This is a genomic window from Gammaproteobacteria bacterium (assembly GCA_016200485.1).
Taxonomy (GTDB): Bacteria; Pseudomonadota; Gammaproteobacteria; order Tenderiales; family Tenderiaceae; genus JACQEP01.
Map to the genome: position 1 here is coordinate 72,934 of JACQEP010000009.1, position 22,968 is coordinate 95,901.

Genomic DNA, 22,968 nt, shown 5'->3' on the forward strand with positions numbered 1-22,968 from the left:
GGTGCCGGACCGCGGCAGTGGTCGGCGGGTAAGCAGTGGATGTAGGCCACTATAGCGGATATTTGTATAAAGTAAATTCAGAGTTTATGATTGTTGCCATAAGCTATTACTTATGGGAAAATATGAACCTTACATTTCGTCAGTTAAAGGTATTTGAAGCGGTTGCACGGCATCTGAGTTACACGCGTGCAGCGCAGGATTTGCATCTTACGCAGCCCGCAGTTTCCATGCAAATAAAACAGCTGGAAGAAAATGTCGGTTTGCCGTTGTTTGAACAAATCGGCAAACAGATTTATCTCACCGAAGCGGGACGCGAGATGTATCATTATTGCCGCACGATTGCTGCCCAAGTGCGTGAAGCCGAAGAAGTCATTGAACAACTCAAAGGTATACAACGCGGACGTTTGCGCATTTCGGTGGCCAGTACTGCTAATTATTTTGCGACACGATTGTTGGCTGCATTCGTGAAGCGGCATGAAGGTGTGAGTTTTACGCTAGACGTTACGAATCGTGAAACATTGCTACGCCAGCTCGACGCCAATGAACAAGATTTGGTGATCATGGGTAAACCACCGGAAGGTTTGGAATTGGTGGCTGAGCCATTCATGGAAAATCCGCTGGTGGTGATCGCGCCGCCCGATCATCCACTCACTAAAAAGAAAAAAATTCCACTTCAGCAACTGCAAACTGAAATCTTTGTTGTGCGTGAAGCAGGTTCCGGTACCCGGATTGCCATGGAACGATTTTTCAGTGAACGTGGTATTGAATTGAACACCAGCATGGAGATGAGCAGTAATGAAGCCATCAAGCAGGCGGTGGCTGCGGGTTTGGGACTTGGCTTGGTTTCCATTCATACCCTGGGTCTTGAGTTGCGCGCCAAAGATTTGGTAGTGCTGGATGTACAGGATTTTCCCATCCTGCGGCACTGGTACATCGTTCACCGGCAGGGCAAGCGCTTGTCCGTTGTTGCCCAGGCGTTCAAGGACTTCTTATTGGAAGAGGCGAAGGTGATATTGAAGATGCCGGGCGGTGTGAATGCAGAGTAGATAGCCGCAGGCGAATCTAAATTTATCTGCGTCCTTCCTCTATCAATTAGCCTTGATCCCCGGGCCGATGAATAGGTGGCTGATATTTTCGGTGATAGTTATGCCGTGATCGATAATGTCGAGAAGTTGCCGGAGCAATTGACGCGCTTGTTTGTGACCTTGACCAAGTGATTTCATGCCAGGCTTTGGTTGTGGCGGGCGGGTCCGTTGGCGATGTGGAGCCGATATGCCACAATTGTTGATGTTGAAGGGTATCTAGGTAGTTTTAGCAATGATGGAAGAGCAGGGTAGTTGGATGCAGCGCGTGACAGCGCGCTGGTCGTCTGGGGCGTCTGAATCAGGGCAGCGGCGTTGGGTTAGGGTCGGGGCCGATGTTGGTTTGGCGCTGTTCGTGATCGGTGTAATAGCCGTGCTGACGGTTCCGGCCTCGCCTTCCGTTACCGCTCCTGTTCAAGTTCAATCCCCAGTATTGGAGCCGCCGGCGCCAGCGGTGGAGACGGCGCTGGAACACGCGCGCCAACATATGCAGCCAGGATATCGTTGTCCTATTCATCCTGAAGTGGTTTCTGAGACGCCTGGGCGCTGCCTAATCTGTGGCGAGGCCTTGGTCCCTGCAGTATCGACTATGAAACCCTCAGAGTTGCATCCGGTCGATGTCGTGGCCTACGTCGATAATAGTCATCGCAATCGTGACGTGATCCCTGAAAGTGAGGGATGGGTGGAGCGTATTGTCAAGGCAAAGGTGGGGCAGCGTGTAAAGCAGGGTGATGTGTTACTGGAGATTTATTCTCCGGGGTTGGTGCAATTGCAAATGGATTATCTGGATGGTCAGCGGCGTAAAGACGCACTGGCTTTGATTGATGCGCGCAACCGGTTGCGTGCCCATGGCCAAACGGATGAGTCGATTCGTGCGCTGGCGCTGGGAAAAAAGGCGGACGGGGTAATTCGCGTGCGAGCCCCTGGCGATGGGATGATCACTGAAGTTTATGCCCCTGAAGGAATCTTTGTGCCGCAGGGTATCGCGGTGGTGGATATGGTGGATGTTTCCAGTTTATGGATGAGCGCCAAGGTGCCGCTTTCAAAAATCATGGGGTTAGCGCCTGGAGTCAAGGTTGAGGCGCGCTCACCATTGCTGGGTAATGAAGTGTTGCTTGGGCAAACGGTGGCGGTGGATCGATTGGCTGCCGGAGATGATGCGCTGACGGTACAGGTGCGTTTCGATAACAGCAGTCAGAAGTTGGCGGAACGGCACTACGCGGATTTGCGGATATTTCCCGCTCAGCCGGTGAGTGAGCCGCTACTGCCGATGGTGAATGCTGATTGGTTGGACTACTAATAAGTTTGCTTAGCGCCGGTGCTGATCCACAAACTGAATCGCTTCTGTCACTGCATTACGTACGGTTTGTGCGATGTGCGCATGTTCTTCGGCGGAGAGATAAAAAATCAAATCCACATGGTGGCGGACATAGCGTGACGGAAGCCGATTTAGCGCGACGCAGGCGATATCTTCCATCAAGTCCTCATCGGCCTTGCGCTTCATCGCTTTTAACGTGGTTTTGATTTCGTTAAAGACCAATTGTTCGTAATAGTTAGCAATATTTTCGAAAGCCATGTGTTGTCCTCGGTAGACTGTAAATGTCTTATTTCTTCAATGGATGCCGTGCCTGAATATATAACGACATTTTGGCCCGAGGGTTAAGATCCTTTATTTCAAACATATTCATGCCATATCAATAGTGCGGAACTTTAACCCTGGATGTATTTGGGTATTCTAGCCCATTATAAAACTCCATGTCTTGAGTTGTGCTGTCGTTGATCTTTCTTGCCTGGGAGCAGGAGAGGTTCAGGAGAGTCATGTAACTTCACTGGACATAGTTCTGCTGTTGTATTGCGATTCGAGTCCGAACCCTAACGCAATCTCTAGTGCCAGCCCTTCAATGGGATGCCTGGTTTCGTAGCATAGCCTTGAAAACAGGGGTTTTTCCAATTTTTTGCATGGATAAGATTTTGTCTCTATCTCGGAGTCCTTTGGCCGTACGTGACTCTAAACAAGATACAATATGAGAAGTATGCCAGCAGGCGCTGGAGGAAGATTCTGCATCATCGTATGGCGGACAAGCATTCTGTTGAGCCGGTTCCGATGCAATATGACCATATGGAGTATTAAATATTGAATCTCGCGAAGAGAGTTGGTTCCGCGTATTGCTTAATGGCTATAGCGCTCGTGTTGTCAGGGTGCGAGCGGCAACAAGGCCATGTGGTGGAAACCATGAGTGGCGCACCGATTGTGCGTCAGCATGATCCTGCCAAAGTGGTTGCAGGTGAGCAGGTCTATCGCCAGCACTGCGTACGTTGTCATGGTGAACATGGAGAGGGTGCACCACAGTGGCGGCAGGTGGGTGTGGATGGGAAATATCCGCCACCACCGTTGGATGGTAGTGGTCATGCCTGGCATCATCCGCGCCACTGGCTACAAGAAATGATTCACGAAGGTAGTCCAGCAGGACAGGGTAATATGCCTGCTTGGAAGGATAAGCTGACAGATCAGGATATAGATGCTGTGGTCGAGTGGTTCCAGTCGACCTGGCCCGATCAGGTGTACGCCGTCTGGTTCGAGATGCAACAGAACACCCGGCGTTGAGATACCTAATTCATTACATGAGGGGTGAGTTTAATGTACGGATTTAGCGTGAATGTAAAGGGCAAGTTCGATGCAGCCATCGAACGAGTGACTGCCGAATTGCAGAAAGAAGGCTTTGGTGTGTTGACGGATATTGATGTCCAGGCAACGATGAAAAAGAAGCTCAATATTGATCGTCGCCCTTACCGTATTTTAGGTGCCTGCAATCCGCCGCTGGCGCATCAGGCGATCGAGGCGGATCCGGATATTGGCTTATTACTACCCTGTAATGTCGTTGTCCGCGAGGAAGCTGATGATTCAATCACCGTCGCCTTTATGGATCCAGAGGCGGTATTGAAGCTGGTGAATAAACCGGGAGTTGCCGAATTAGCAGCAACAGTGCGGTCTAAACTGGAGCGGGTTCGCGATGCACTGCGTGGGTGATTTTTAATGAGTAAGTCTGAGACGTTGCGTTTATCGATCGGTGGTATGAGCTGCGCAGGATGCGTGGCATCGGTCGAGAACGCGCTCAAGAACGTACCAGGAGTGAGCGAGGCGCATGTTAATTTCGCCGAGCATACCGCTGCGGTGACTGGAAGTGCTCCCGCCACCGTATTGATCAAGGCAGTGGTCGATGCCGGTTATGAAGCCAGTGAACTTAAAACGGCTGCCGATAGCGCCGTCAAAGAAGAGACGGAATTCGCTTATTACCGTAATTTATTGAAGCAGAGTGTTGCGGCGGCGGTGATCGGGGTGCCTTTGTTCTTGATGGACACGCTGGGGGTAATGCCGCATGTCATGGATCATCAAGCATTTTGGGCGTCGGTTTCGCTCGTGACGCTATGGGTATTGTATTACTCAGGCGCACGATTTTTCAGAGGGGCGTGGAAGGCATTTAAGGCGCATAACGCCAATATGGATACCTTGATTGCACTGGGTACGGGCTCGGCCTGGGTATATTCGACATTGATCGTAATCAATCCCGATTGGGTGCCCGAACAGGCGCAACATGTTTATTTCGAAGCCGCCGCCATCATTATTGCACTGATTAATCTGGGTTCGGCGTTGGAGATGCGCGCTCGTGGTAAGACTTCGGAGGCCATTAAACGCTTGATTGGCCTACAGCCAAAGACTGCGCGCGTGCTGCGTGACGGGCGCGAGCTGGATATACCGATTGAAGAAATTGGCCTGGATGAAACGCTGCGGGTGCGGCCCGGTGAAAAGATCGCTGTGGATGGTGTGATTATCGATGGCCACTCCAATGTTGATGAGTCTATGCTTACGGGCGAACCGATCCCGATTGAAAAACATGTTGGTGATCACGTAGTGGGTGGCACGCTCAATAAAAGTGGTAGTTTTTTGTTTCGTGCGACACACATCGGTAGTGATACCGCGCTGGCGCGTATCATTGAATTGGTCCGTCAGGCGCAAAACTCCAAACCGTCGATCGGACGGCTTGCCGATCGAATTTCGGCGATCTTTGTGCCGACGGTATTGATTATCGCGATATTAACGTTTCTGGCTTGGTATAACTTCGGTCCCGAACCCAAAGTCGCCTATGTATTAGTAGCGACGATGACGGTGTTGATTATCGCCTGTCCGTGCGCCTTGGGATTGGCAACGCCCATTTCGATTATGGTCGGTGTTGGCAAGGCTGCGGAATTTGGCATCTTGATTCGCAATGGCGAGGCCTTGCAGCGTGCGGGTCAGTTGACCACGATTGTGCTCGATAAAACGGGAACCGTGACCCAGGGGCGGCCTGCAGTGACGGCTTTGATCCCTTTAGCGCACAGTAATGAAACAGAATTGTTGCAATATGCGGCCAGTTTGGAGTTGGGTTCGGAACATCCCTTGGCAGAGGCGATTGTCGAGGCTGCGCGTGAGCGTAATCTAACGCTGCATAACGCAGGACAATTTGCAGCCATCGCCGGACACGGCGTTGCCGGGCGTGTTCAGGAGCGCAATGTTTTGCTGGGTAATCGCAAACTAATGCTTGATCGCAAAATCGATATTTCGGTGCTGAGTAATGATATGGAACGGCTGGCAGCACAGGCGCAGACACCCATGTTCGTGGCGGTAGACGGACGTGCTATCGGTATTATCTCCGTAGCGGATCCTATCAAACCGGATTCCAAAGCCGCGATCGCACGCCTGCATGCGATTGGTATCAAGGTGGTGATGTTGACGGGGGATAATCGGGCAACGGCCCAGGCAGTGGCTGCAGCGGTGGGCATCGATACCGTCATTGCCGAAGTATTACCTCAAGATAAAACAAACCACATCGCCGCCTTGCAGCAACAGGGTGAAATTGTCGGCATGGTCGGCGATGGGATTAATGATGCGCCCGCGTTGGCGCGCGCCGACGTTGGACTGGCCATTGGTACCGGCACTGATGTGGCCATCGAGAGCGCGGATGTGACCTTAATGCGGGGTTCATTGCACGGTGTTGCGGATGCGATTGCCATCTCCCGTGCCACGATGCGCAATATCAAACAAAATCTCTTCGGTGCATTCATTTACAACTCATTGGGGATTCCCGTCGCGGCGGGGGTCTTGTACCCGATTTTTGGCTTGTTGCTGAACCCCATGATCGCCGGGGCGGCGATGGCCATGTCGTCGGTGACGGTGGTGAGTAATGCCAATCGCCTGCGCTGGTATCGGCCTCAGGAGGTCTGATGGCGTGGCTGGTCAACGGGCTGGGGCTGCTGCTGATCCTGTTTGTCATCGGCTGGTTTTGGGTGAACAAACCCCGGCTGCAACAAGCGCAGGCCGCCGCGGTGATTGAGATCATTGTCGATGGCGGTGTCTATGATCCAGCCCGGATTGAGGTGCCGCGTGGTCAGGCGACGACCTTGCGCTTTATTCGCCGTGATGCCTCACCTTGCGCCGAGAAAGTTATTTTCAATGGCTTGGGAGTGTCGGCTGAACTGCCGCTTGATGAGCCCCGGAATCTGGACGTTACGCCACCTCAGTCCGGCGAGTATGAGTTTACCTGCCAGATGGGGATGTACCGGGGTGTCTTGGTCGTCAAATAAGAATCCAAACAGCATCGATTTCATTCCCGCCGCTCTGACAAAGCAAATCAGGCTTCGGTATAATGTTCGGTTCCAGTGTCCCTAGGTTCAGGGGCGCGCAGGCAAACCCAGGTAGGAGAGATGTGAATGGTGGCAGCCGCCGGTCGAAGGACAGTGATGACGCTGTATTCCGGTAATTCGTGCCCTTACAGCCACCGTGTACGGATTGTGTTGAAGGAAAAAAACGCAACCGTCGAGGTTGTCGGTTCTGACGATAATCACTTGCCGGAAGATATTATGGAGTTGAATCCGTACAACTCCTTTCCTACGTTAGTGGATCGGGAATTGGTGCTTTATCATTCTCCGGTCATCATGGAATATCTTGACGAACGGTTTCCCCAGCCCTCCTTGATGCCGGTGGATCCGATCGGCCGGGCGCAGACGCGCCTGCTACTGTATCGCATCGAGCGGGATTGGTATGGATTGGTGAATGACCTCACCGGAAAAGATGCGGCCAAGGCCGACAAGGCACGCCGCATATTGCGCGACGAACTGACCTCAGTGGCCCCCATTTTTGATCATAAGCCGTATTTTATGAGTGATGAGTTATCACTGGTGGATTGCAGCCTGGCACCGTTGTTATGGCGGTTGCCAATCTATGGTGTGGATTTGCCACCCCCCGCTCGCGCATTACTCAAATATGCAGACCGGATATTTAGTCGGGCAGCGTTTCGTGCCAGTTTGAGTGAGACAGAACGAGCGATGCGGGTTTGATTACAAATGCAAAGATAATGCAAAGATAAAGAGAAGCTAATGATTTCATCACGCCCCTATTTGTTGCGAGCCATCTACGACTGGATTATCGATAATGGTTTAACGCCATATGTCCTGGTCAATGCAGGGGCTGAAAACACCTCTGTACCGACACAATTTATTCAGGACGGTAAAATCATCCTCAACATTAGTTCGCAAGCTGTGCGCAATTTGCAAATGAATAATGATTGGGTGATGTTCAGCGCCCGCTTTAGTGGCACATCAATGGAAGTCAGTTTTCCGCCGCAAGCCGTAATGGCAATTTACGCCAAAGAGAACGGACGCGGCATGGTCTTCTCGGACGATGATGAAGGCGAGGGTGGTGATGAGCCGCCAGCGGCCGATGGTACGCCGAGCAAGGGGCGCCCCAGCTTGCGTGTTGTTAAGTAAGCGTAAAATAAGCCAATTGTCTTCAAAATTTATCCTCAAACGATTGAGGGTAACGGCTGATATCTTTAGTCGTTTCCTCAGAAATCGCCATATAAACACAGTGGACTTTTAAAAAGTGAAGGTGTATTGTTCATGCACCAATTGAGTGTATCGTTACGCTGTAAGTTGGAAATTTATTTAGGTACGCACTACTGAATGAAGTGCTTATCAGATTCGGATCAAGATCAAAAAAACGGAGACATCTAAATGAAAATGACTCGTGTATTCAAGGGCGTGTTACCTGTTTTAGCTGCGGCTGGCTTGGTAATGGTAGCGCCTGCTAATGCGGCGGATGGTAAGGCTACCTTTGAGTCGGTATGCAAAATGTGTCATGGCGCTGGTGTTGGTGGCGCGCCGAAGTTTGGCGATAAGGCAGCATGGGCGCCGCGTATTGATCAGGGTATTGAGACGTTGAATGATCATGCTATTAAAGGATTCAAAGGCAAAGGATTAATGCCGCCGAAGGGTGGTCGTTCCAGCTTGTCTGATGATGATGTCAAGGCCGCTGTGCAATATATGGTAGACGCAGCCAAGTAATTTTTACTGTTAGCTGCAAAAGAAGAGGAGGCCATTGGCCTCCTCTTCTTTTTGCGGTTTCTTAAGTGAAAAGCGTGCTTAAGAATTCGAGTGGACAGATACGTAGGGGCGATTCATGAATCGCCCCTACAAAAAATTTGCGTTTATTTGCGTTTTTTGCGGATAGATACTTAATTTTTTTTCGCCCAATCAAGCCAGGGCCGGACTGCCTCAGTAATTTCTTTGGGCGTACTGGTATGGCTCAATAGATTTCCCAGCGAGCCATCGGGCCGAATAATAAAAATGTAACCGCCATGACCGATGCTATAGCCAAGTGCAGATGATGCGACAGCCTGCTTCTCGTAAGTAATCTTGAATTGATTGGCAACAGACGCAATTTGTTCTTGTGTTCCGGTGAGGCCTAGTATGCGGTTGTGAAAATATCGTGCAAAGCTGCTGACTTTTTCGACATTGTCACGTTCAGGATCGAGCGTGATGAACATGCCCTGTACTTTTTCCAATTCGCCAATCCCTTTGAGCAATCGAAACGCAGCAGCGATATTGCCTAATGTCTGCGGGCAGATGTCGGGGCAATGGGTATAGCCAAAAAACACCACGACCACCTTATTGCGATAGTCATGTAATGACGCAGCGCCATGAGCGCTCTGGAGGGTAAAGTCGCCGCCGATACCGGGATAGTTCGTGGGCGGCAGCGGGCCGGGTGTCATCCAGCTAATGACCAATTTCACCGCCGAAGCCAGGATCAAACCGATGAGCAGTAGATAAATCCGCTTGTCCCAGGGGATGCGTTTCCGATTCGAGGGAAGGGGGGCGGTTTCACTTTCGCTGGTATTGATCATAGCCACTCCAAGAATTTTCTATTGACATTAATCCCATAAATCTTACATGGACGATTCTGGTCTAGCCATGAATATTTGTAACCATATGTTTCTAATAAACTAATTTTCAGGATAAAAGTAGTAAACAAAATACATGACTAAAATAGTCATGAATAGCCATACTATTGACATGGGTAATAAAAGAGTAGAACATTCATCCGTCGTCCACGTTCTAGCCGCATGGAACTTGTACAAAAGTAATTTCCGAGGTGCATATGCGTATAAATAATAAAAAATTATGCCATTTATCAGTTCTGCATCCTTTGCTCAAGCTATAGTTTATTTGTCCTGAGTCAGCGAGATTTGGCGCCAGGTTCCGTACTTTTTTAATTTTGATTTTCAAGCGTAAGGAGGGAGTAGTCAATGAGTGCTAATCACGATGCGGCCCACTGGCATTACGAACCCTGGCCATTGATGGTTGGGTTTGGTGCGGGTTTGTTTTTGCCATGGGCCTTCATGTTTCAGTTCGTTTACCACCAGGGATTGTTTGCGGTCATCGCCTTAACGCTGGCCTTGCTGTTGCTGGTCATCGGCGGCTTTGGCTGGGTCGGCGCTACGGTGGGTGTGGTTCATGACGAGGGCTGGAGTCCCTCGGCGATGTTGATGTTCATCTTCACCGAAGTCATGACCATCCTGGGCTTGTTGGCAACTTACTGGACAATGCGTCTTGAAGCACCGGTATGGCCACCCGCAGGAACCCCGGAGATTTCTGCTCCCTTCATGGCGACAATTCTGTTGCTTGTTTCCAGCGTGACCATCGGTATTGCACGCAAGAAAGAAATGCAGGGTGACGCCAAAGGCTTTGCCAGCATGACACTGGTATCGATGGTGATCTGGGTCTTGTTTGCGGTGATGACGGCAAGCATGTGGAGCCATTTGGGTTCCCAAGGCTTCAACATCGGAACCAACTCCTACGCCACCGCGCTTTATGGCATGACCGGTATTCACTTTGCGCACATCGTGTTTGGTTTGCTGATCATGTTGTTGGCAGTGCCGCCCGCGTTGAAAGGGAATCTAAGTCCTTCCTATGCGCGTTCAATGACGATGTATGTGCATTTCGTCAACGTGCTGGGTATATGGGTGTTGTTGCAGATTTTTATTTGGTAATTGGATCGCGAGGCTTACGCCATGTTGTTGAGCAGGGATTCAGTGAAACAAAACTGCCTGGTTCAAGCCGGATTGTTGGCTTGCGCCATGATGGTAGGTGTTGAATCGGCGCAGGCAGCCTATGGCAAGATTCCTAATTCGACGGTGGATTCGTCGATCATGAAGATCGATGAGGACAAATTCCTGGGTGTGTCAGTGGCGCGTGATTATGCGCTTCAGGACTCTAATGGCAAAGAATTGCGGTTGGGTGACCTGATGGATAAGCCGCTGATCCTGGTGTTGTCGTACTACAGTTGCGATGGCGCCTGCCCGGCGATCAATGATTCGCTGCGGACCACACTCAAGGGCGTGTCCAGCTGGAAGTTGGGCCAGGATTATCGTGTGCTTACCGTGTCATTTGACAAAAATGATACGCAAGAAAATCTGGAAATGTTTGTGCATCATGCCGGATTTCACGATGGCCTGCCGCAGGGCTGGACCATGGCCCGCTTCAAGAATCCCAGTGACATCGAACGTCTGACGGGCTCTGTAGGCTTCAAGTTCTTCTGGGAGCCAAGGGATCGCGTATTTCTCCATCCGGCAGCTTTTCTTGTGGTATCGCCGGATGCCAGGGTTACGCGCTTTCTCTATGCAGGCTCAATTCAAGCGTCAGATATAGGAATCTCGATTACCAAAGCTTATGGCAGCGAATTGTCGGCATCGAACATGGTGAATTTCATGATGAGTGCTTGTTATAGCTACAACTATCATGATGGCAAATACACCTTGAATTACCCGATGTTTATCGCAGTCGGTGCCTTAGGGCTGGGCGTAACTTCGCTGGTCGGCGGATCAATTCTCATGAAACGGAGGGAAAAAAAGTGAAGATTAAGAGGCTGTTTAGCGGCGGCCTGTTGGCATTGGCCGCATCTCCCTGGATGTCAGGGATCGTAATGGCGGGGACAGGAACGGATGATATTCCGACCCGGACCCGGGATTTTGCAATGGCACCGCATGAACATTATGATCATGTGTTGCATGAAATATTCGTCGATTTGACGATCATCGGCGTTATTTTTTTGATATTGACCGTGTATTTACTGTTTGCTTACAAGCGTAAGAATGCGGGTGATGTCGGTAAGCAACCAAAGCTAAGTACCCAGGCGATGCTTGGCTGGTTGATTATTCCTTCCGCCTTGTTTTTGGCCGATGACTTGTTCCTCTTCGCCAAAGCCTGGGATCTGCACGATAACTATCGCAAGGTTCCCAAGGACGCTTATGAAATCAAAGTCACCGGTCAGACGTGGAGCTGGTCGTATGAATATCCCAATGGTGTAACCACGACTAACGAGCTCGTCGTTCCGCAGGGGCAGCCAGTACTGTTGCGGATGACCAGTAACGATGTCATTCACTCGCATTACATGAACAAGTTCCGCGTCACTGAAGACGTGGTGCCTGGGCGTGTGACCTATGAGTGGTTCATGCCAAATGAGTTGGGCGAGTCGGTGGTGACCTGTCGTGAATACTGCGGCATGTTGCACTCCGGCATGTATGGCACGGTTAAGGTGGTCAGTCCGGCGGATTTTGAAAGCTGGATGGCGGCTCAGGCATCTGCTGCTGCGCCTGCCGCTGAACAACCGACTGCTGCTGCGCAACCCGCCGCACCTGCCACTGCGACGACACTGTAAGAGAGGGAGTAAGTCATGGCACAACCAAAAACAGTTAAAGAATGGGTCTTTAGTTGCGATCATAAGATCCTGGGTATTTGGTATCTGATCGGATCGATCGCCGCATTTGCGGTGGCCGGTCTGATGGCGATGCTGATTCGTATCGAACTCGGCTCACTCGGGCCGACACTGACCGAAGATCCGAATGTCTATAATTTGTGGCTGACCATGCATGGCGCGGTCATGATTCTGGGCTTCCAGATTCCCGCCTTGCTCGGTTTCTTCGCCAACTGGGCGGTACCGATCATGATCGGGGCCAAAGATATGGCCTTCCCGCGTGTGAATGCACTGAGCGTATGGCTGTTCTGGTCCGGCGTGTTGCTGGCGCTGAGCAACTATGTAATCCCAGATTCCTTCAATGGCATGTGGACCGGTTATCCGCCGTATTCGGAATCCGAGATGGCCGGTAATACTGCGCTCTATACTATGATCGTGGTAGTGCTGGGGATGTCTTCCGTGTTTGGCGCGGTGAATTTGGCGTGTACCGTTGCCTTCATGCGCGCCAAAGGCATGGGCTGGTTCCAGATGAACGTGCTGACGTGGGCCGTATTCACATCGAACATCATCCAGCTGATCTTTATTCCAGTGCTGGCGGCCAGTGTGCTGTTGCTGACCTTGGATAAATATCTGGGCTTCGGCTTCTATGATCCAACCAAAGGGGGTGATGTGTTGTTGTATCAGAACTTGTTCTGGTTCTACTCGCATCCGGCGGTGTACGTCATTCTGTTGCCATTCCTGGGTGTCTGTTTCGAGATCGTGGCCACCTTCTCGCGCAACCAGATCTTTAACTACAAAGTATTGATTTGGGCGATCATTGCCTTCATCCCGGTCGGTGGCGACGTGTGGATTCATCATGTGTTCGTCGCGGGTATGCCGAACTGGTTGCGTCAGCTGCAATCCTTCACCACGCTGCTGATCTCCATTCCCTTCGGTCTGATGATCATGAGTCTGGTCGGTACCTTCTATAAAGGCAGTATCGAGTTCCGTACGCCGCTGCACTGGGTAATCGGCGTGTTGTTCATGATTTTGATTGGCGGTCTGACGGGTATCCCGAACGCACTCGCTTCGATCGACTATGGCCTGTCTGACAGCTATGCCATCATGAGTCACTTCCATTATGTCATGGCCATGTCGGGTACGATGGCGATCTTCGGCGGCGTGTATTACTACCTGCCCAAGTTGACCGGCCGTTATTACAACGAAGTCATGGGCAAGATCTCTTGCTGGTTGTTTTTTATCGGCATGAACGTCACCATGGCACCGCTGTACTTGATCGGTCTTGATGGCATGTCGCGCCGTTATTACGATTACCAGCAGTTCCCGCAGTTCGAGGCGACTCAGCATCTGGCTACCTACGGCGTGTATATCGCTGCCGCAGGTATCCTGATCATGCTGGTGTCGTGGATCCATTGTGCGGTTGCGGGTGCGAAGGCGCCTGCCAATCCATGGGGCTCGAAGTCACTTGAGTTCACTCATACTGAAGTCATCCCAGGCCCCGGCAATTTCCTAGAGCCACCGGTGTTGCCTGCGGGCTGGACCCCCTATAACTACGATAAAGCGTAACCTCCCAAACGTTTGGCAGGCCTTCGGGCCTGCCAATTTCTTAAATTCGGAGACAAGTAGTAGGTGGTGATTATGCAGATTCAAAGCACCTATCAATATTTAGTAACAACCCAACGCCGGGCATCTTCGATTGCCCATACGGTAAAGGCGCTGTATGCCATTGCCAAGCCCGGTATTGTCGGATTAACACTGGTTGCCGCGTTGGCCGGCGCTTATGTCGGTAATCGGGGCGCATTACCCGGCGTTGAATCGCTGGTATGGATGTTGATCACGCTGGCGTTAGTCACAGCGGGATCGTGCATGTTGAATAATCTTTATGATCGCGATATCGATCGCCTGATGGCGCGGACGCGCTCGCGTGGATTGGTTGTCGGCGCAGTGTCGCCGCAATTGACGCTGATCATTGGATTAATATTGGTGACATTGCCTTTGCCTGTCATGGCGGCAAAGGTAAATGTGGTGACCGCGTGGCTGACTGCTGCCGCGGCGTTTGGTTATGTTGTGGTTTACACCATATGGGCGAAGCGAAGAACACCGTGGGCCAATCAGCTTGGTGGTATTGCGGGTGCGTTGCCGCCGATGATTGGTGTTACTGCCGCTGCCGGCGGTGTTGATCTCAATGCCTGGATACTGTTTGTGATCATGGTCGTGTGGCAGCAACCGCATGCCTTGAGTCTGGCGTTGAAATATCGCGCCGACTACGCCCGCGCCGGTGTGCCGGTGATTCCGGTCGCCAAAGGGGTCGCCGCTACCAAGCTGCGGATTTTTATCTATACTATGATCCTGTTGCCATTGAGCATGGTGCCTTATTTCACCGGCATAGCAGGCATGTTCTATCTGGCGACGGCGACTATTCTAAGTTCGATCTTCCTCTATAAAGCGGCAGTATTCCTGCGCTCAGAAGCCGACTGCGATATGCGCCTGTTCCTGTTCTCGCTGCTGCATCTGGTGGTGCTGTTTGCAGCGCTGGTGTTGGATATCAATCCTGTGGTGGTGCCATGATGAATCAAACAATGATTAACGAAGACAAACGCCGTGAACGCATGAAGAACATCACCGGGCTGATGCTGGGTGTGTTTGTGTTGGTTCTGTTTGTGGTTAGCTGGCTGGCGTTGCAGGGCAAGGTATAGCTACTGGGATCGCGGGGCGTCCCGCGTAAAATCCCCGTTTTTACCACAGAGGCACAGAGAACACAGAGGGAAACGCTGTTGTTATATTTCTGGGGCCATCTTTCGGCGTGGTGAAGAAGTTAAATCAATTTCTTGTAGGGTGGTGCCCATGCCCATGCCCATGCGCACGCGGTTAGCGTAAATCAACATCCCCTACTGCGCCGTCCGACTAATCGGCAACTGATACTCAACATGTCCGTCGGTGTAGTAAATCTCCAGCGACGGTAAGCTCAATTGATAGTGATTTTCACTGCTCCACTGCTTCATGGCAGGGTAGGCTTTGAATGAGCCGAGCATCGGGCTGCCGTTGAAGGTGGCGCGGATCACTTGCTGGGACAGTAAGTTTTCTTCACTCAGGCCGCTGGGTGGATAGTCACGGTCGCTGATGATGTAGCCGACTTTGCTGCGCAGTTTGTCGGCGGCAACTTGTGCCGGGTCATCGAAGAATAACGCGGCGGCGGCGATGGGGGTGACATTGGCTTCTTTGAGTTTGGCTTCGACCTGCTTGAAAACGCCTTTGATCTCGTTATAAGGGCCGGTGTGATTGACGTAGACCAGCCGGTAACTGGGCGCCATTACTTTTTCCAGCGTCGGCTGGCTGAACATGCCCAAATAAAACAGTATGCTTGCCGTGCCGATGATGGCAAAGGCGGAGGCGATCAAGGCGACGACTAATAGTTTTTGTGATGGGTATTTGTTGTCTGGCTCTGACATAGTCGAGTTAATCCTGGTTAATTACTGGCGCCGCAGGGCATGTGCGGCAAATAAGGCGGCGGTAAATAATAGTACGGCACCGCCTTGGTGGGCAGCTGCCAACGGGATCGGCACGATCAATAATAACGTGGTGATGCCGATGGCGACTTGCAGCAACACGGCTGCGAGTAACAGATTCATGCCGAGTCGGGCACGGGGTTGGAGATCGACGCGGCGCGCCGTCCACCAGAATGCGAGGATGCTGGCGAGTACGGTCATGGCCAGTACGCGGTGGTCAAACTGGACGGTGATGAAATTCTCGAAGAAATTGCGCCACAGCGGATCCAGCGCCAGGATGTCGTTGTGTATCCATTGACCTTCCATCAACGGGAAGGTGTTATAGACAAATCCTGCACGCAGGCCGGCAACAAAACCACCGGACAGGATCGTGACATACGCCAGCGCCACGATAGCAGCGGCGTAGTTGCCGAGGGTGGCGATGCGATTGGGTTTTAATTCTTTGCGTGGAAACAGCAGCCCGAGCGCGACCCAGAGAATATAGCCATAGATGATGACGGCGAAGCCGAGGTGCGCGGTGAGGCGATATTGCGAGACGTGGGCATCTTCAGCCAGGCCGCTTGAAACCATGTACCAGCCGAGTGCGCCTTGTAGCCCGCCAAGGATAAACATAGTAATCAACTTGGGTTTTAGCTCTTTGGATACCTGGCCACGCACAAAGAAATAGAGCATAGGGATCAAAAAGAGTACGCCAATGCCGCGGCCGAGCAGGCGATGAAAGTACTCAAGCCAGAAAATACCTTTAAAGCCTTCTACATCCATGTCCGGATTCTTGAATTGGAATTCCGGGAACTGCTGATATTGACGAAAAGTGCTTTCCCATTCGGCTTGTGACAGTGGCGGAATGGCGCCGACAATGGGCTCCCACTGCACCATCGATAGACCGGAGCCGGTGAGGCGGGTCACGCCGCCGATGACCACCATCGTGAAAATCATGGCGCAGATGAGCAGCAGCCAGGCGGTGATGATTTTGTCGTGATTGCGGGAAAAGGATGTCGATTGCATAGTCAGAGATGTTACGTTCATTGGTCGTACCCTCGCCAGTGATTGCTGCTTAGGCATGGAATAAATGTCGCATTTATAATACCACGATGCCTGTGGCTATTGTAAAATGTGCGGGCATTATTGAAGAATGTTCCGAGTATTCCGAGTAATAAAGTCAGAATTAGTCACGGATATGGGCGCAGCATGAAACAGAATCAATATGAATTGGAAATCCCGACCGGTAGTCCTCGCCAGTTGGCGATCGGTTGGTTGTTTTTGGCGCTTGGGGCGCTAATCCTCGGTGGTGTGTTGACTATATTAATAGTGTTGTCACGCACGCCCGGTGTGCAGAGTATTATTCCGTGGACCGATTTTTTTCACACGGCGATTATTGTTCATGTTGATCTAACCGTGCTGGTCTGGTTTCTCGCATTCGCGGGCATATTCTGGAGTCTGAATGGTAACGCGCGCGGCGCTGGATTAGGTTGGTTGGCGCTGGGTTTGTGTGTGCTTGGAACAATTATTTTCACCGCCGCGCCATTTCTCGGTGCCGGTGACCCATTGATGAATAATTACATTCCGATTCTGCTCGATAAAAAGTTTCTCATCGGTTTGGGGATCGTCGGTCTTGGGTTTTCAGTGTCGATCGTGCGTGGCTTAATCAGTTTGCGTGGGCTAGGTAACATGCAAACCGGCACCGGTGTCTTGCAGTTTGGCATCGTGACAGCATTGATTACAGCACTGGCATCAGTGCTGGCACTAATGGCGACATATAGCACCATGCCGCAACTGGATCAGCCGCGCGCTCATTATGAATTGTTGTTCTGGGGTGGTGGCCACACTCTGCAATTTACGCACACGCAATTAATGGTGGTGGCCTGGCTGGTGTTGGCCACGGCGGCGGGTGTTTCGATAAAATTTTCACCGCGTGTTGCCTGGATCATTATCGCGCTGGGTTTTGCGCCGGTGCTCTCAGTGCCGGTGTTGTATGCCATGTACAGCGTCGATTCCGCAGAGCATCTCGTGATGTTCACCAAGCTGATGCAATATGGCGGCGGCATCAGCGCATTGCTGATCGGTTTGATGTTAGTGATCGGTTGGGCAGAAACAGGGTTTGGTTTGCGCACGCCTGAACGCTCGGCGATGATTTGTTCGATTTTGTTGTTCGGATTCGGTGGTGTCATCGGCTATTTGATTAGCGGCATTAACGTCACCATCCCTGCGCATTATCACGGTTCCATCGTTGCGGTAACGATCGCCTTTATGGGGTTTGGCTATTATTTGTTGCCCCGCTTTGGTTTTGAAATCAGAACGCCAAAACTGGCGACCTGGCAACCGGCGATTTATGCCGGTGGACAGTGTCTGCATGTATTAGGGTTGGCATGGGCGGGTGGCTATGGCATTCAGCGCAAAACTGCGGGCGCGGCGCAAGGGTTGCACAACATTCAAGAAATTGCCGCGATGGGCATCATGGGTATTGGTGGCTTGATTTCAGTGGTCGGTGGTTTGTTGTTTCTGGTGGTTGCGATCAAGGCGATTTGGCCGGTGCTGCGCAGTCGATAAACCCCTCCTAATACCCACTTTTATGTAGAGGGGAATTCACGCTAATAAAATATGTAATTTAGCCGTTAGCCTCTGATGCCGAGGAGGCTAACGCCCTATGCCATTAAGTATCAATCATTCGCAGTTATTCATTCTATGTCACGCGGAGATGGTCGTGGCGCAGTGGTTTATTAGTAAGTCAGCATTTATTAACGCCCATTTAAAAATCAAAAAGGAAGCGCAGCTATGAACATTGCAGGTGTGTTGGTCAATGCGCTGCCGGGCAAGAAGCAGGAGGTGGAAATCGCTTTGTTGGATATGCCGGGTGTCGAAGTACATATCGTTAATGAGCAAGGGCGCATGGTGGTGACAATAGAAGGTGCCGACGAGCGCATGGTTTCCGACACGCTATCGCAGATGCACGCGTTGAATGGCGTGCTGTCAGCAGCGATGGTTTATCACTCTTTCGATGATTCTGAAACAGAGGGGGGTTCCCCATGACACTCAGCAGACGTGATTTTCTAAAAATGAATGCCATTGCAGCGACAGCGGCAGCGGCGGGGATTTCCATTCCCAGCATTGCCGAGACGCAGCACAACGATGAGATAGTATGGGACAAGGCGCCGTGTCGATTTTGCGGTACAGGTTGTGGCGTGATGGTAGGGTCGCGTGAGGGTCGGGTCGTAGCTACGCGTGGCGATTTGCTTTCGCCAGTGAACAAGGGATTGAATTGCGTCAAAGGTTATTTCTTGTCCAAGATCATGTATGGCAAGGATCGGCTGACCAAGCCGTTGCTACGCATGAAGAATGGTAAGTTTGACAAAGAGGGTGATTTTTCCGAGATCAGCTGGGACCACGCCTTCGATATTATGGCCGAGAAGTGGAAGGCGGCGATCAAGGAAAAGGGCCCGACGGCGGTTGGCATGTTTGGTTCCGGCCAATGGACGATCTGGGAAGGCTATGCGGCATCAAAACTTTACAAGGCAGGATTTCGCTCCAATAACATTGATCCCAATGCACGGCATTGCATGGCATCGGCAGTCGGTGGATTCCTGCGCGCCTTTGGGGCCGATGAACCAATGGGTTGTTACGATGACTTGGAGGCGGCGGATGCCTTCGTGCTGTGGGGCTCGAATATGGCGGAGATGCATCCCATACTCTGGATGCGGCTGACAGAAACACGATTGAGCGATCAGAATCGTGAAGTGCATGTGCTCTCCACCTTTGAACACCGCAGTTTTGATCTGGCCGACAACGGTATTGTCTTTAAACCGCAGACTGATCTTGCCATTCTCAATTACATCGCCAATTACATTATTCAACACAAAGCCTATCACAAGGACTTTGTGAGCAAGCACGTCAAGTTTGCCAAGGCCGTGACGGACATCGGTTATGGTTTGCGGCCGGATCATCCGCTGGAGCAAAAGGCCGCCAATGCGGGCAAGGGTGATTTGACGGATATTGGGATCGAGGAATATGCAAAACTGGTGGCGCCATATACGCTGGAATACACCTCGAAGCTCAGTGGCGTGCCGCGGGAAAATCTGTTGCGTCTGGCCAAGCTTTATGCCGATCCAAAAAAGAAAATCACTTCATTCTGGACCATGGGCTTTAACCAGCACACACGTGGTGTCTGGGCCAATGGTCTGCTCTATAACATTCATCTGCTGATGGGAAAAATATCGGAACCCGGTAACAGTCCTTTCTCACTTACAGGGCAACCTTCGGCCTGCGGCACTGCGCGTGAAGTGGGCGTATTTTCACATCGGTTGCCAACCGACATGGTGGTGGACAAACTCGAGCATCGTGCCTTCGCTGAAAAAACCTGGCAACTGCCCGATGGAACGATTCAGGAAAAGCCAGGCTATCATGCGGTGATGCAAAATCGCATGTTGAAAGATGGAAAGCTGAATGCGTATTGGGTGATGTGTAATAACAACGTGCAGGCGGCAGCAAACATCAATGAAGAAGTGCTGCCTGGATATCGAAATCCCGCTAATTTTGTCGTTGTCTCGGATCCTTATCCTACCGTTACCGCTGTTTCTGCCGATTTGATTCTGCCGACGGCCATGTGGGTGGAGAAAGAGGGTGCCTATGGCAATGCCGAGCGCAGAACGCAATTCTGGCGGCAGCAGGTGTCAGCACCCGGTGAGGCACGCTCCGATTTGTGGCAACTGATGGAGTTTTCAAAGCGATTCAAAGTGGAAGAGGTCTGGCCGCCGGAGTTGCTTGCCAAGAAGCCGGAATATCGTGGCAAAACCTTGTATCAGATTTTGTTTGCCAATGGTGTGGTCAACAAATTTCCGAAACAGAAAGTGATCGATGAAAATGGGCACGAACATGCCAATGATGAGATGGCGCATTTTGGTTTCTATGTACAAAAGGGACTATATGAAGAGTATCGCCTATTCGGAATTAATGGTCCTAAGAAAGGACATGAATTAGCGCCGTTTGATGCGTATCATCAGGTGCGTGGTATCCGTTGGCCAGTCGTCGATGGCAAGGAGACACGCTGGCGTTATCGTGAAGGCTACGATGTACATGTCGGCGTAGGCAAGGGTGTCGAGTTTTATGGCAACCATGACGGCAAGGCCAAGATAATCTTTGCGCCTTACGAACCACCACCGGAATCGCCAGATAAGGAATACGATATGTGGCTTAGTACCGGGCGGGTGTTGGAGCACTGGCATTCCGGTTCCATGACAAGGCGTGTGCCGGAGCTGCATCGCGCGATGCCAGAGGCGATGGTTTACATGCATCCCAATGATGCCGATATGCGAGGATTGCGTCGTGGCTTGCCCGCAAAAATTATCAGTCGTCGTGGTGAGATCAAGGCGATCGTGGAGACTCGCGGTCGTAATCGTCCGCCGGAGGGCTTGATATTTATTCCGTGGTTTGATGAAGGTCGATTGGTGAATAAATTGACCTTGGATGCCATCGATCCAATCTCCAAGCAGACCGATTATAAAAAGTGTGCGGTAAAGGTTGTGAAGGCATGAAGTCACTATCGCACCGCTTATTAAAGGGGTCGACGATGAATAATCGCATTTTCGTAATGCTGGGGATTATTCTTGTCATGTTGTTGAGTCAACCGCTGGCGATGGCGCAGGATGGTGGATTGGTATCGCTACGCGGTGATAAGGCGGTGAGCGATTCCTCCGTTGAGCCGCGTGTTGCAAAAATCCGTCACGATAGCGAACCCATTTTGCGGCAATATGTACAGCAACCACCCTTGATTCCACATCGTGTTGATGGCTATGTAATCAACAAAAAATTCAATAAATGTCTGACTTGTCACAGTTGGGCGAACTACAAGCAGAGTGGTGCCACCAAGATTAGTCAAACCCATTTTGTGAATCAGGAGGGTGTTGAATTGTCGAATGTCGCCGGGCGGCGTTATTTCTGCATGCAATGTCATGTGCCTCAGTACGAAGTTGATCCGTTGGTGGGAAATACGTTCAAGCCGATCCCGCTGCTTGATCGGGATTGAGTAGCGATTCCATGTCTGACCAAATACCAAAATCACAGTCAGAGGAAGGCTTTTTTCTTCGTCACTGGCGTAATCTGACGCAGCCGCGGATTTGTTACACGGTGCGTACGGTATTGGTGATGGGGGTTGTGATTGGCGTCATTTTATGGGGTGGTTTTAATACTGTGCTTGAAGCGACCAACACCGAACAGTTTTGTCTTTCATGTCATGAAATGAAAGAGAATGTCTACGTCGAGTACAGAAACACCATTCACTACAATAATCGTTCGGGTGTGCGGGCAACCTGTCCCGACTGTCATGTACCCAAGGAGTGGACACACAAGATGATCAGGAAAATACAGGCCAGTAATGAGCTGTTACATAAAATGCTGGGATCGGTGGATACTCCGCAGAAATTCGAGGCTAAGCGTCTGGAATTGGCGCGGCATGTATGGGCCGGGATGAAAAAGACCGATTCACGCGAATGTCGTAATTGCCACGATTTTAAAGCCATGGACTACATGGCTCAAGAACGGCGTTCGGTACAGCAACACGATAAGGGATTATCGATAGGGATGACCTGTATCGACTGTCACAAGGGGATTGCCCATTCATTGCCCGCGATGTACGAAGTCGATTCGAGTGCTGTGGTGGGTGATAAGAAATAGCGGGTAATTTTAATATTTGAACAAAGGGCGCCAGTAGGGCGCCATTTTAATTTCAACAAGCTGTTAGCGCTTAACGTTCATTGAGTCTGGGAATAAGATTGACGAAGTTGCAGGGTTGGGTGCGATTATCCAGCTGTGGGGCGATGATTTTTTCCCATGCCAGTTGGCAGGCGCCGGTGGAGCCAGGCAGACAAAAGAGATAAGTGTTGTTGGCCTGGCCGGCAAAGGCGCGTGACTGAATGGTAGATGATCCGATATCGCTGAATGAAAGATGACGGAACAGTTCACCAAAGCCAGCGATTTCTTTGTCCAGTAATGGCAATACCGCTTCGGGCGTGATGTCGCGCCCGGTAATCCCGGTGCCGCCGGTAATTAGCACGCAGTGGATATCCGAATCAGCGATCCATTGTGATACAACAGCCCGTAATTGATAGCGGTCATCTTTTACAATTCGTTTCTCGGCCAAGCGATGACCTGTGGTGACGAGTCGTTCTGCCAGATATTGGCCTGAGTGGTCAGTAGCGTCAGTGCGGGTATCAGAAACGGTGAGTACGGCGATATTGATGGCTTTGAATTCAGGCGCAGTGGCCATAGAAGTCTCCGTTAAAAGTGCCAGAATGTCCTAAGCATACCATCTATTTAATTCGCTAAC

The 22,968-nt window shown here is 51.1% G+C and carries 24 protein-coding genes; 19 read left to right on the plus strand and 5 right to left on the minus strand.

Annotated features, from left to right (window positions below; all coding sequences use genetic code 11):
- The first annotated feature begins 122 nt into the window (after positions 1–122).
- Together HY272_05185 and HY272_05190 are read left to right on the plus strand one after the other, a co-directional pair.
- On the plus strand, positions 123–1,046 hold the full coding sequence (locus HY272_05185; protein ID MBI3772073.1) for a LysR family transcriptional regulator: 924 nt from the start codon (positions 123–125) through the stop codon (positions 1,044–1,046).
- Positions 1,047–1,317: 271 nt separating this feature from the next.
- Entirely contained in the window at positions 1,318–2,382 is a 1,065-nt protein-coding gene (locus HY272_05190) for an efflux RND transporter periplasmic adaptor subunit (protein ID MBI3772074.1), read from the plus strand.
- 9 nt (positions 2,383–2,391) lie between these two features.
- On the opposite strand, the gene HY272_05195 is transcribed toward HY272_05190, so the two are convergent.
- A complete protein-coding gene (locus tag HY272_05195; protein MBI3772075.1) occupies positions 2,392–2,658 on the minus strand; it encodes a late competence development ComFB family protein in 267 nt (88 codons plus the stop codon).
- A gap of 597 nt (positions 2,659–3,255) precedes the next feature.
- On the opposite strand from HY272_05195, the gene HY272_05200 reads away from it, so the two are divergent.
- From HY272_05200 to HY272_05230, 7 genes are all read left to right on the plus strand, one after another.
- The gene (locus HY272_05200) at positions 3,256–3,687 is read left to right on the plus strand and encodes a cytochrome c (GenBank protein MBI3772076.1); all 432 of its coding nucleotides are present in this window, start codon (positions 3,256–3,258) and stop codon (positions 3,685–3,687) included.
- A gap of 33 nt (positions 3,688–3,720) precedes the next feature.
- The gene (locus tag HY272_05205) at positions 3,721–4,110 is read left to right on the plus strand and encodes a DUF302 domain-containing protein (protein ID MBI3772077.1); all 390 of its coding nucleotides are present in this window, start codon (positions 3,721–3,723) and stop codon (positions 4,108–4,110) included.
- 6 nt (positions 4,111–4,116) lie between these two features.
- Complete coding sequence (locus HY272_05210) at positions 4,117–6,342, plus strand: copper-translocating P-type ATPase (protein MBI3772078.1); 2,226 nt, start codon at positions 4,117–4,119, stop codon at positions 6,340–6,342.
- The gene (locus HY272_05215) at positions 6,342–6,701 is read left to right on the plus strand and encodes a cupredoxin domain-containing protein (GenBank protein ID MBI3772079.1); all 360 of its coding nucleotides are present in this window, start codon (positions 6,342–6,344) and stop codon (positions 6,699–6,701) included. Before HY272_05210 ends, HY272_05215 begins: the two co-directional genes overlap by 1 nt.
- A 126-nt stretch (positions 6,702–6,827) precedes the next feature.
- Entirely contained in the window at positions 6,828–7,454 is a 627-nt protein-coding gene (locus HY272_05220) for a glutathione S-transferase N-terminal domain-containing protein (GenBank protein MBI3772080.1), read from the plus strand.
- 39 nt (positions 7,455–7,493) lie between these two features.
- Positions 7,494–7,883 carry a ClpXP protease specificity-enhancing factor gene (locus HY272_05225; GenBank protein ID MBI3772081.1) on the plus strand — a complete coding sequence of 130 codons (390 nt, stop codon included), beginning with the start codon at positions 7,494–7,496 and terminating at the stop codon, positions 7,881–7,883.
- A 246-nt stretch (positions 7,884–8,129) separates the two neighbouring features.
- The gene (locus HY272_05230) at positions 8,130–8,459 is read left to right on the plus strand and encodes a cytochrome c5 family protein (protein MBI3772082.1); all 330 of its coding nucleotides are present in this window, start codon (positions 8,130–8,132) and stop codon (positions 8,457–8,459) included.
- 170 nt (positions 8,460–8,629) lie between these two features.
- On the opposite strand, the gene HY272_05235 is transcribed toward HY272_05230, so the two are convergent.
- Positions 8,630–9,298, minus strand: coding sequence for an SCO family protein (locus HY272_05235; GenBank protein MBI3772083.1), 669 nt, complete (start codon positions 9,296–9,298; stop codon positions 8,630–8,632).
- Positions 9,299–9,700: 402 nt separating this feature from the next.
- Here HY272_05235 and HY272_05240 point away from each other — a divergent pair, with 402 nt between their 5' ends.
- The 5 genes from HY272_05240 (at position 9,701) to cyoE (ending at position 14,715) form a co-directional block, all read left to right on the plus strand.
- A complete protein-coding gene (locus HY272_05240) occupies positions 9,701–10,444 on the plus strand; it encodes a cytochrome c oxidase subunit 3 (GenBank protein MBI3772084.1) in 744 nt (247 codons plus the stop codon).
- Positions 10,445–10,465: 21 nt separating this feature from the next.
- Positions 10,466–11,308, plus strand: coding sequence for an SCO family protein (locus HY272_05245; protein MBI3772085.1), 843 nt, complete (start codon positions 10,466–10,468; stop codon positions 11,306–11,308).
- Between the two features lie 119 nt (positions 11,309–11,427).
- On the plus strand, positions 11,428–12,111 hold the full coding sequence (locus HY272_05250) for a hypothetical protein (GenBank protein MBI3772086.1): 684 nt from the start codon (positions 11,428–11,430) through the stop codon (positions 12,109–12,111).
- A 15-nt stretch (positions 12,112–12,126) separates the two neighbouring features.
- Entirely contained in the window at positions 12,127–13,713 is a 1,587-nt protein-coding gene (locus tag HY272_05255) for a cbb3-type cytochrome c oxidase subunit I (protein ID MBI3772087.1), read from the plus strand.
- Positions 13,714–13,785: 72 nt separating this feature from the next.
- Entirely contained in the window at positions 13,786–14,715 is a 930-nt protein-coding gene (cyoE, locus tag HY272_05260; protein MBI3772088.1) for a protoheme IX farnesyltransferase, read from the plus strand.
- Between the two features lie 320 nt (positions 14,716–15,035).
- On the opposite strand, the gene HY272_05265 is transcribed toward cyoE, so the two are convergent.
- Both HY272_05265 and HY272_05270 read right to left on the minus strand, forming a co-directional pair.
- Positions 15,036–15,596, minus strand: a complete 561-nt coding sequence (locus HY272_05265) for a GyrI-like domain-containing protein (protein ID MBI3772089.1) — start codon at positions 15,594–15,596, stop codon at positions 15,036–15,038.
- A 21-nt stretch (positions 15,597–15,617) separates the two neighbouring features.
- Complete coding sequence (locus HY272_05270; GenBank protein ID MBI3772090.1) at positions 15,618–16,658, minus strand: COX15/CtaA family protein; 1,041 nt, start codon at positions 16,656–16,658, stop codon at positions 15,618–15,620.
- Between the two features lie 183 nt (positions 16,659–16,841).
- Between HY272_05270 and HY272_05275 the strand changes: the two genes are divergently transcribed.
- The 5 genes from HY272_05275 to HY272_05295 all read left to right on the plus strand — a co-directional run bounded on the left by HY272_05275 (position 16,842) and on the right by HY272_05295 (position 22,316).
- Positions 16,842–18,200, plus strand: a complete 1,359-nt coding sequence (locus HY272_05275) for a cbb3-type cytochrome c oxidase subunit I (GenBank protein MBI3772091.1) — start codon at positions 16,842–16,844, stop codon at positions 18,198–18,200.
- A 225-nt stretch (positions 18,201–18,425) separates the two neighbouring features.
- The gene (locus HY272_05280) at positions 18,426–18,680 is read left to right on the plus strand and encodes a chaperone NapD (protein MBI3772092.1); all 255 of its coding nucleotides are present in this window, start codon (positions 18,426–18,428) and stop codon (positions 18,678–18,680) included.
- On the plus strand, positions 18,677–21,178 hold the full coding sequence (gene napA, locus HY272_05285; protein MBI3772093.1) for a nitrate reductase catalytic subunit NapA: 2,502 nt from the start codon (positions 18,677–18,679) through the stop codon (positions 21,176–21,178). The genes HY272_05280 and napA overlap by 4 nt, the downstream gene beginning before the upstream one ends.
- Before the next feature lie 56 nt (positions 21,179–21,234).
- Positions 21,235–21,669 (plus strand): nitrate reductase cytochrome c-type subunit, encoded by a 435-nt coding sequence (locus HY272_05290; GenBank protein ID MBI3772094.1) that lies wholly within the window; start codon positions 21,235–21,237, stop codon positions 21,667–21,669.
- Positions 21,670–21,680: 11 nt separating this feature from the next.
- Complete coding sequence (locus HY272_05295; protein ID MBI3772095.1) at positions 21,681–22,316, plus strand: NapC/NirT family cytochrome c; 636 nt, start codon at positions 21,681–21,683, stop codon at positions 22,314–22,316.
- Positions 22,317–22,386: 70 nt separating this feature from the next.
- On the opposite strand, the gene moaB is transcribed toward HY272_05295, so the two are convergent.
- Entirely contained in the window at positions 22,387–22,908 is a 522-nt protein-coding gene (gene moaB / locus HY272_05300; protein ID MBI3772096.1) for a molybdenum cofactor biosynthesis protein B, read from the minus strand.
- Positions 22,909–22,968 lie beyond the last annotated feature (60 nt).

Bases quoted from the DNA above. Each gene is read 5' to 3' on its own strand.
- HY272_05190 (MBI3772074.1), top strand. From the start codon at position 1,318: ATGATGGAAGAGCAGGGTAGTTGGATGCAGCGCGTGACAGCGCGCTGG.
- HY272_05220 (MBI3772080.1), top strand. From the start codon at position 6,828: ATGGTGGCAGCCGCCGGTCGAAGGACAGTGATGACGCTGTATTCCGGT.
- HY272_05230 (MBI3772082.1), top strand. From the start codon at position 8,130: ATGAAAATGACTCGTGTATTCAAGGGCGTGTTACCTGTTTTAGCTGCG.
- HY272_05205 (MBI3772077.1), top strand. From the start codon at position 3,721: ATGTACGGATTTAGCGTGAATGTAAAGGGCAAGTTCGATGCAGCCATC.
- HY272_05290 (MBI3772094.1), top strand. From the start codon at position 21,235: ATGCTGGGGATTATTCTTGTCATGTTGTTGAGTCAACCGCTGGCGATG.
- HY272_05215 (MBI3772079.1), top strand. From the start codon at position 6,342: ATGGCGTGGCTGGTCAACGGGCTGGGGCTGCTGCTGATCCTGTTTGTC.
- HY272_05235 (MBI3772083.1), bottom strand. From the start codon at position 9,298: ATGATCAATACCAGCGAAAGTGAAACCGCCCCCCTTCCCTCGAATCGG.
- moaB (MBI3772096.1), bottom strand. From the start codon at position 22,908: ATGGCCACTGCGCCTGAATTCAAAGCCATCAATATCGCCGTACTCACC.
- cyoE (MBI3772088.1), top strand. From the start codon at position 13,786: ATGCAGATTCAAAGCACCTATCAATATTTAGTAACAACCCAACGCCGG.
- HY272_05195 (MBI3772075.1), bottom strand. From the start codon at position 2,658: ATGGCTTTCGAAAATATTGCTAACTATTACGAACAATTGGTCTTTAAC.
- napA (MBI3772093.1), top strand. From the start codon at position 18,677: ATGACACTCAGCAGACGTGATTTTCTAAAAATGAATGCCATTGCAGCG.
- HY272_05275 (MBI3772091.1), top strand. From the start codon at position 16,842: ATGAAACAGAATCAATATGAATTGGAAATCCCGACCGGTAGTCCTCGC.
- HY272_05280 (MBI3772092.1), top strand. From the start codon at position 18,426: ATGAACATTGCAGGTGTGTTGGTCAATGCGCTGCCGGGCAAGAAGCAG.
- HY272_05270 (MBI3772090.1), bottom strand. From the start codon at position 16,658: ATGCAATCGACATCCTTTTCCCGCAATCACGACAAAATCATCACCGCC.
- HY272_05255 (MBI3772087.1), top strand. From the start codon at position 12,127: ATGGCACAACCAAAAACAGTTAAAGAATGGGTCTTTAGTTGCGATCAT.
- HY272_05200 (MBI3772076.1), top strand. From the start codon at position 3,256: ATGGCTATAGCGCTCGTGTTGTCAGGGTGCGAGCGGCAACAAGGCCAT.
- HY272_05250 (MBI3772086.1), top strand. From the start codon at position 11,428: ATGGCACCGCATGAACATTATGATCATGTGTTGCATGAAATATTCGTC.
- HY272_05265 (MBI3772089.1), bottom strand. From the start codon at position 15,596: ATGTCAGAGCCAGACAACAAATACCCATCACAAAAACTATTAGTCGTC.
- HY272_05240 (MBI3772084.1), top strand. From the start codon at position 9,701: ATGAGTGCTAATCACGATGCGGCCCACTGGCATTACGAACCCTGGCCA.
- HY272_05225 (MBI3772081.1), top strand. From the start codon at position 7,494: ATGATTTCATCACGCCCCTATTTGTTGCGAGCCATCTACGACTGGATT.
- HY272_05185 (MBI3772073.1), top strand. From the start codon at position 123: ATGAACCTTACATTTCGTCAGTTAAAGGTATTTGAAGCGGTTGCACGG.
- HY272_05245 (MBI3772085.1), top strand. From the start codon at position 10,466: ATGTTGTTGAGCAGGGATTCAGTGAAACAAAACTGCCTGGTTCAAGCC.
- HY272_05295 (MBI3772095.1), top strand. From the start codon at position 21,681: ATGTCTGACCAAATACCAAAATCACAGTCAGAGGAAGGCTTTTTTCTT.
- HY272_05210 (MBI3772078.1), top strand. From the start codon at position 4,117: ATGAGTAAGTCTGAGACGTTGCGTTTATCGATCGGTGGTATGAGCTGC.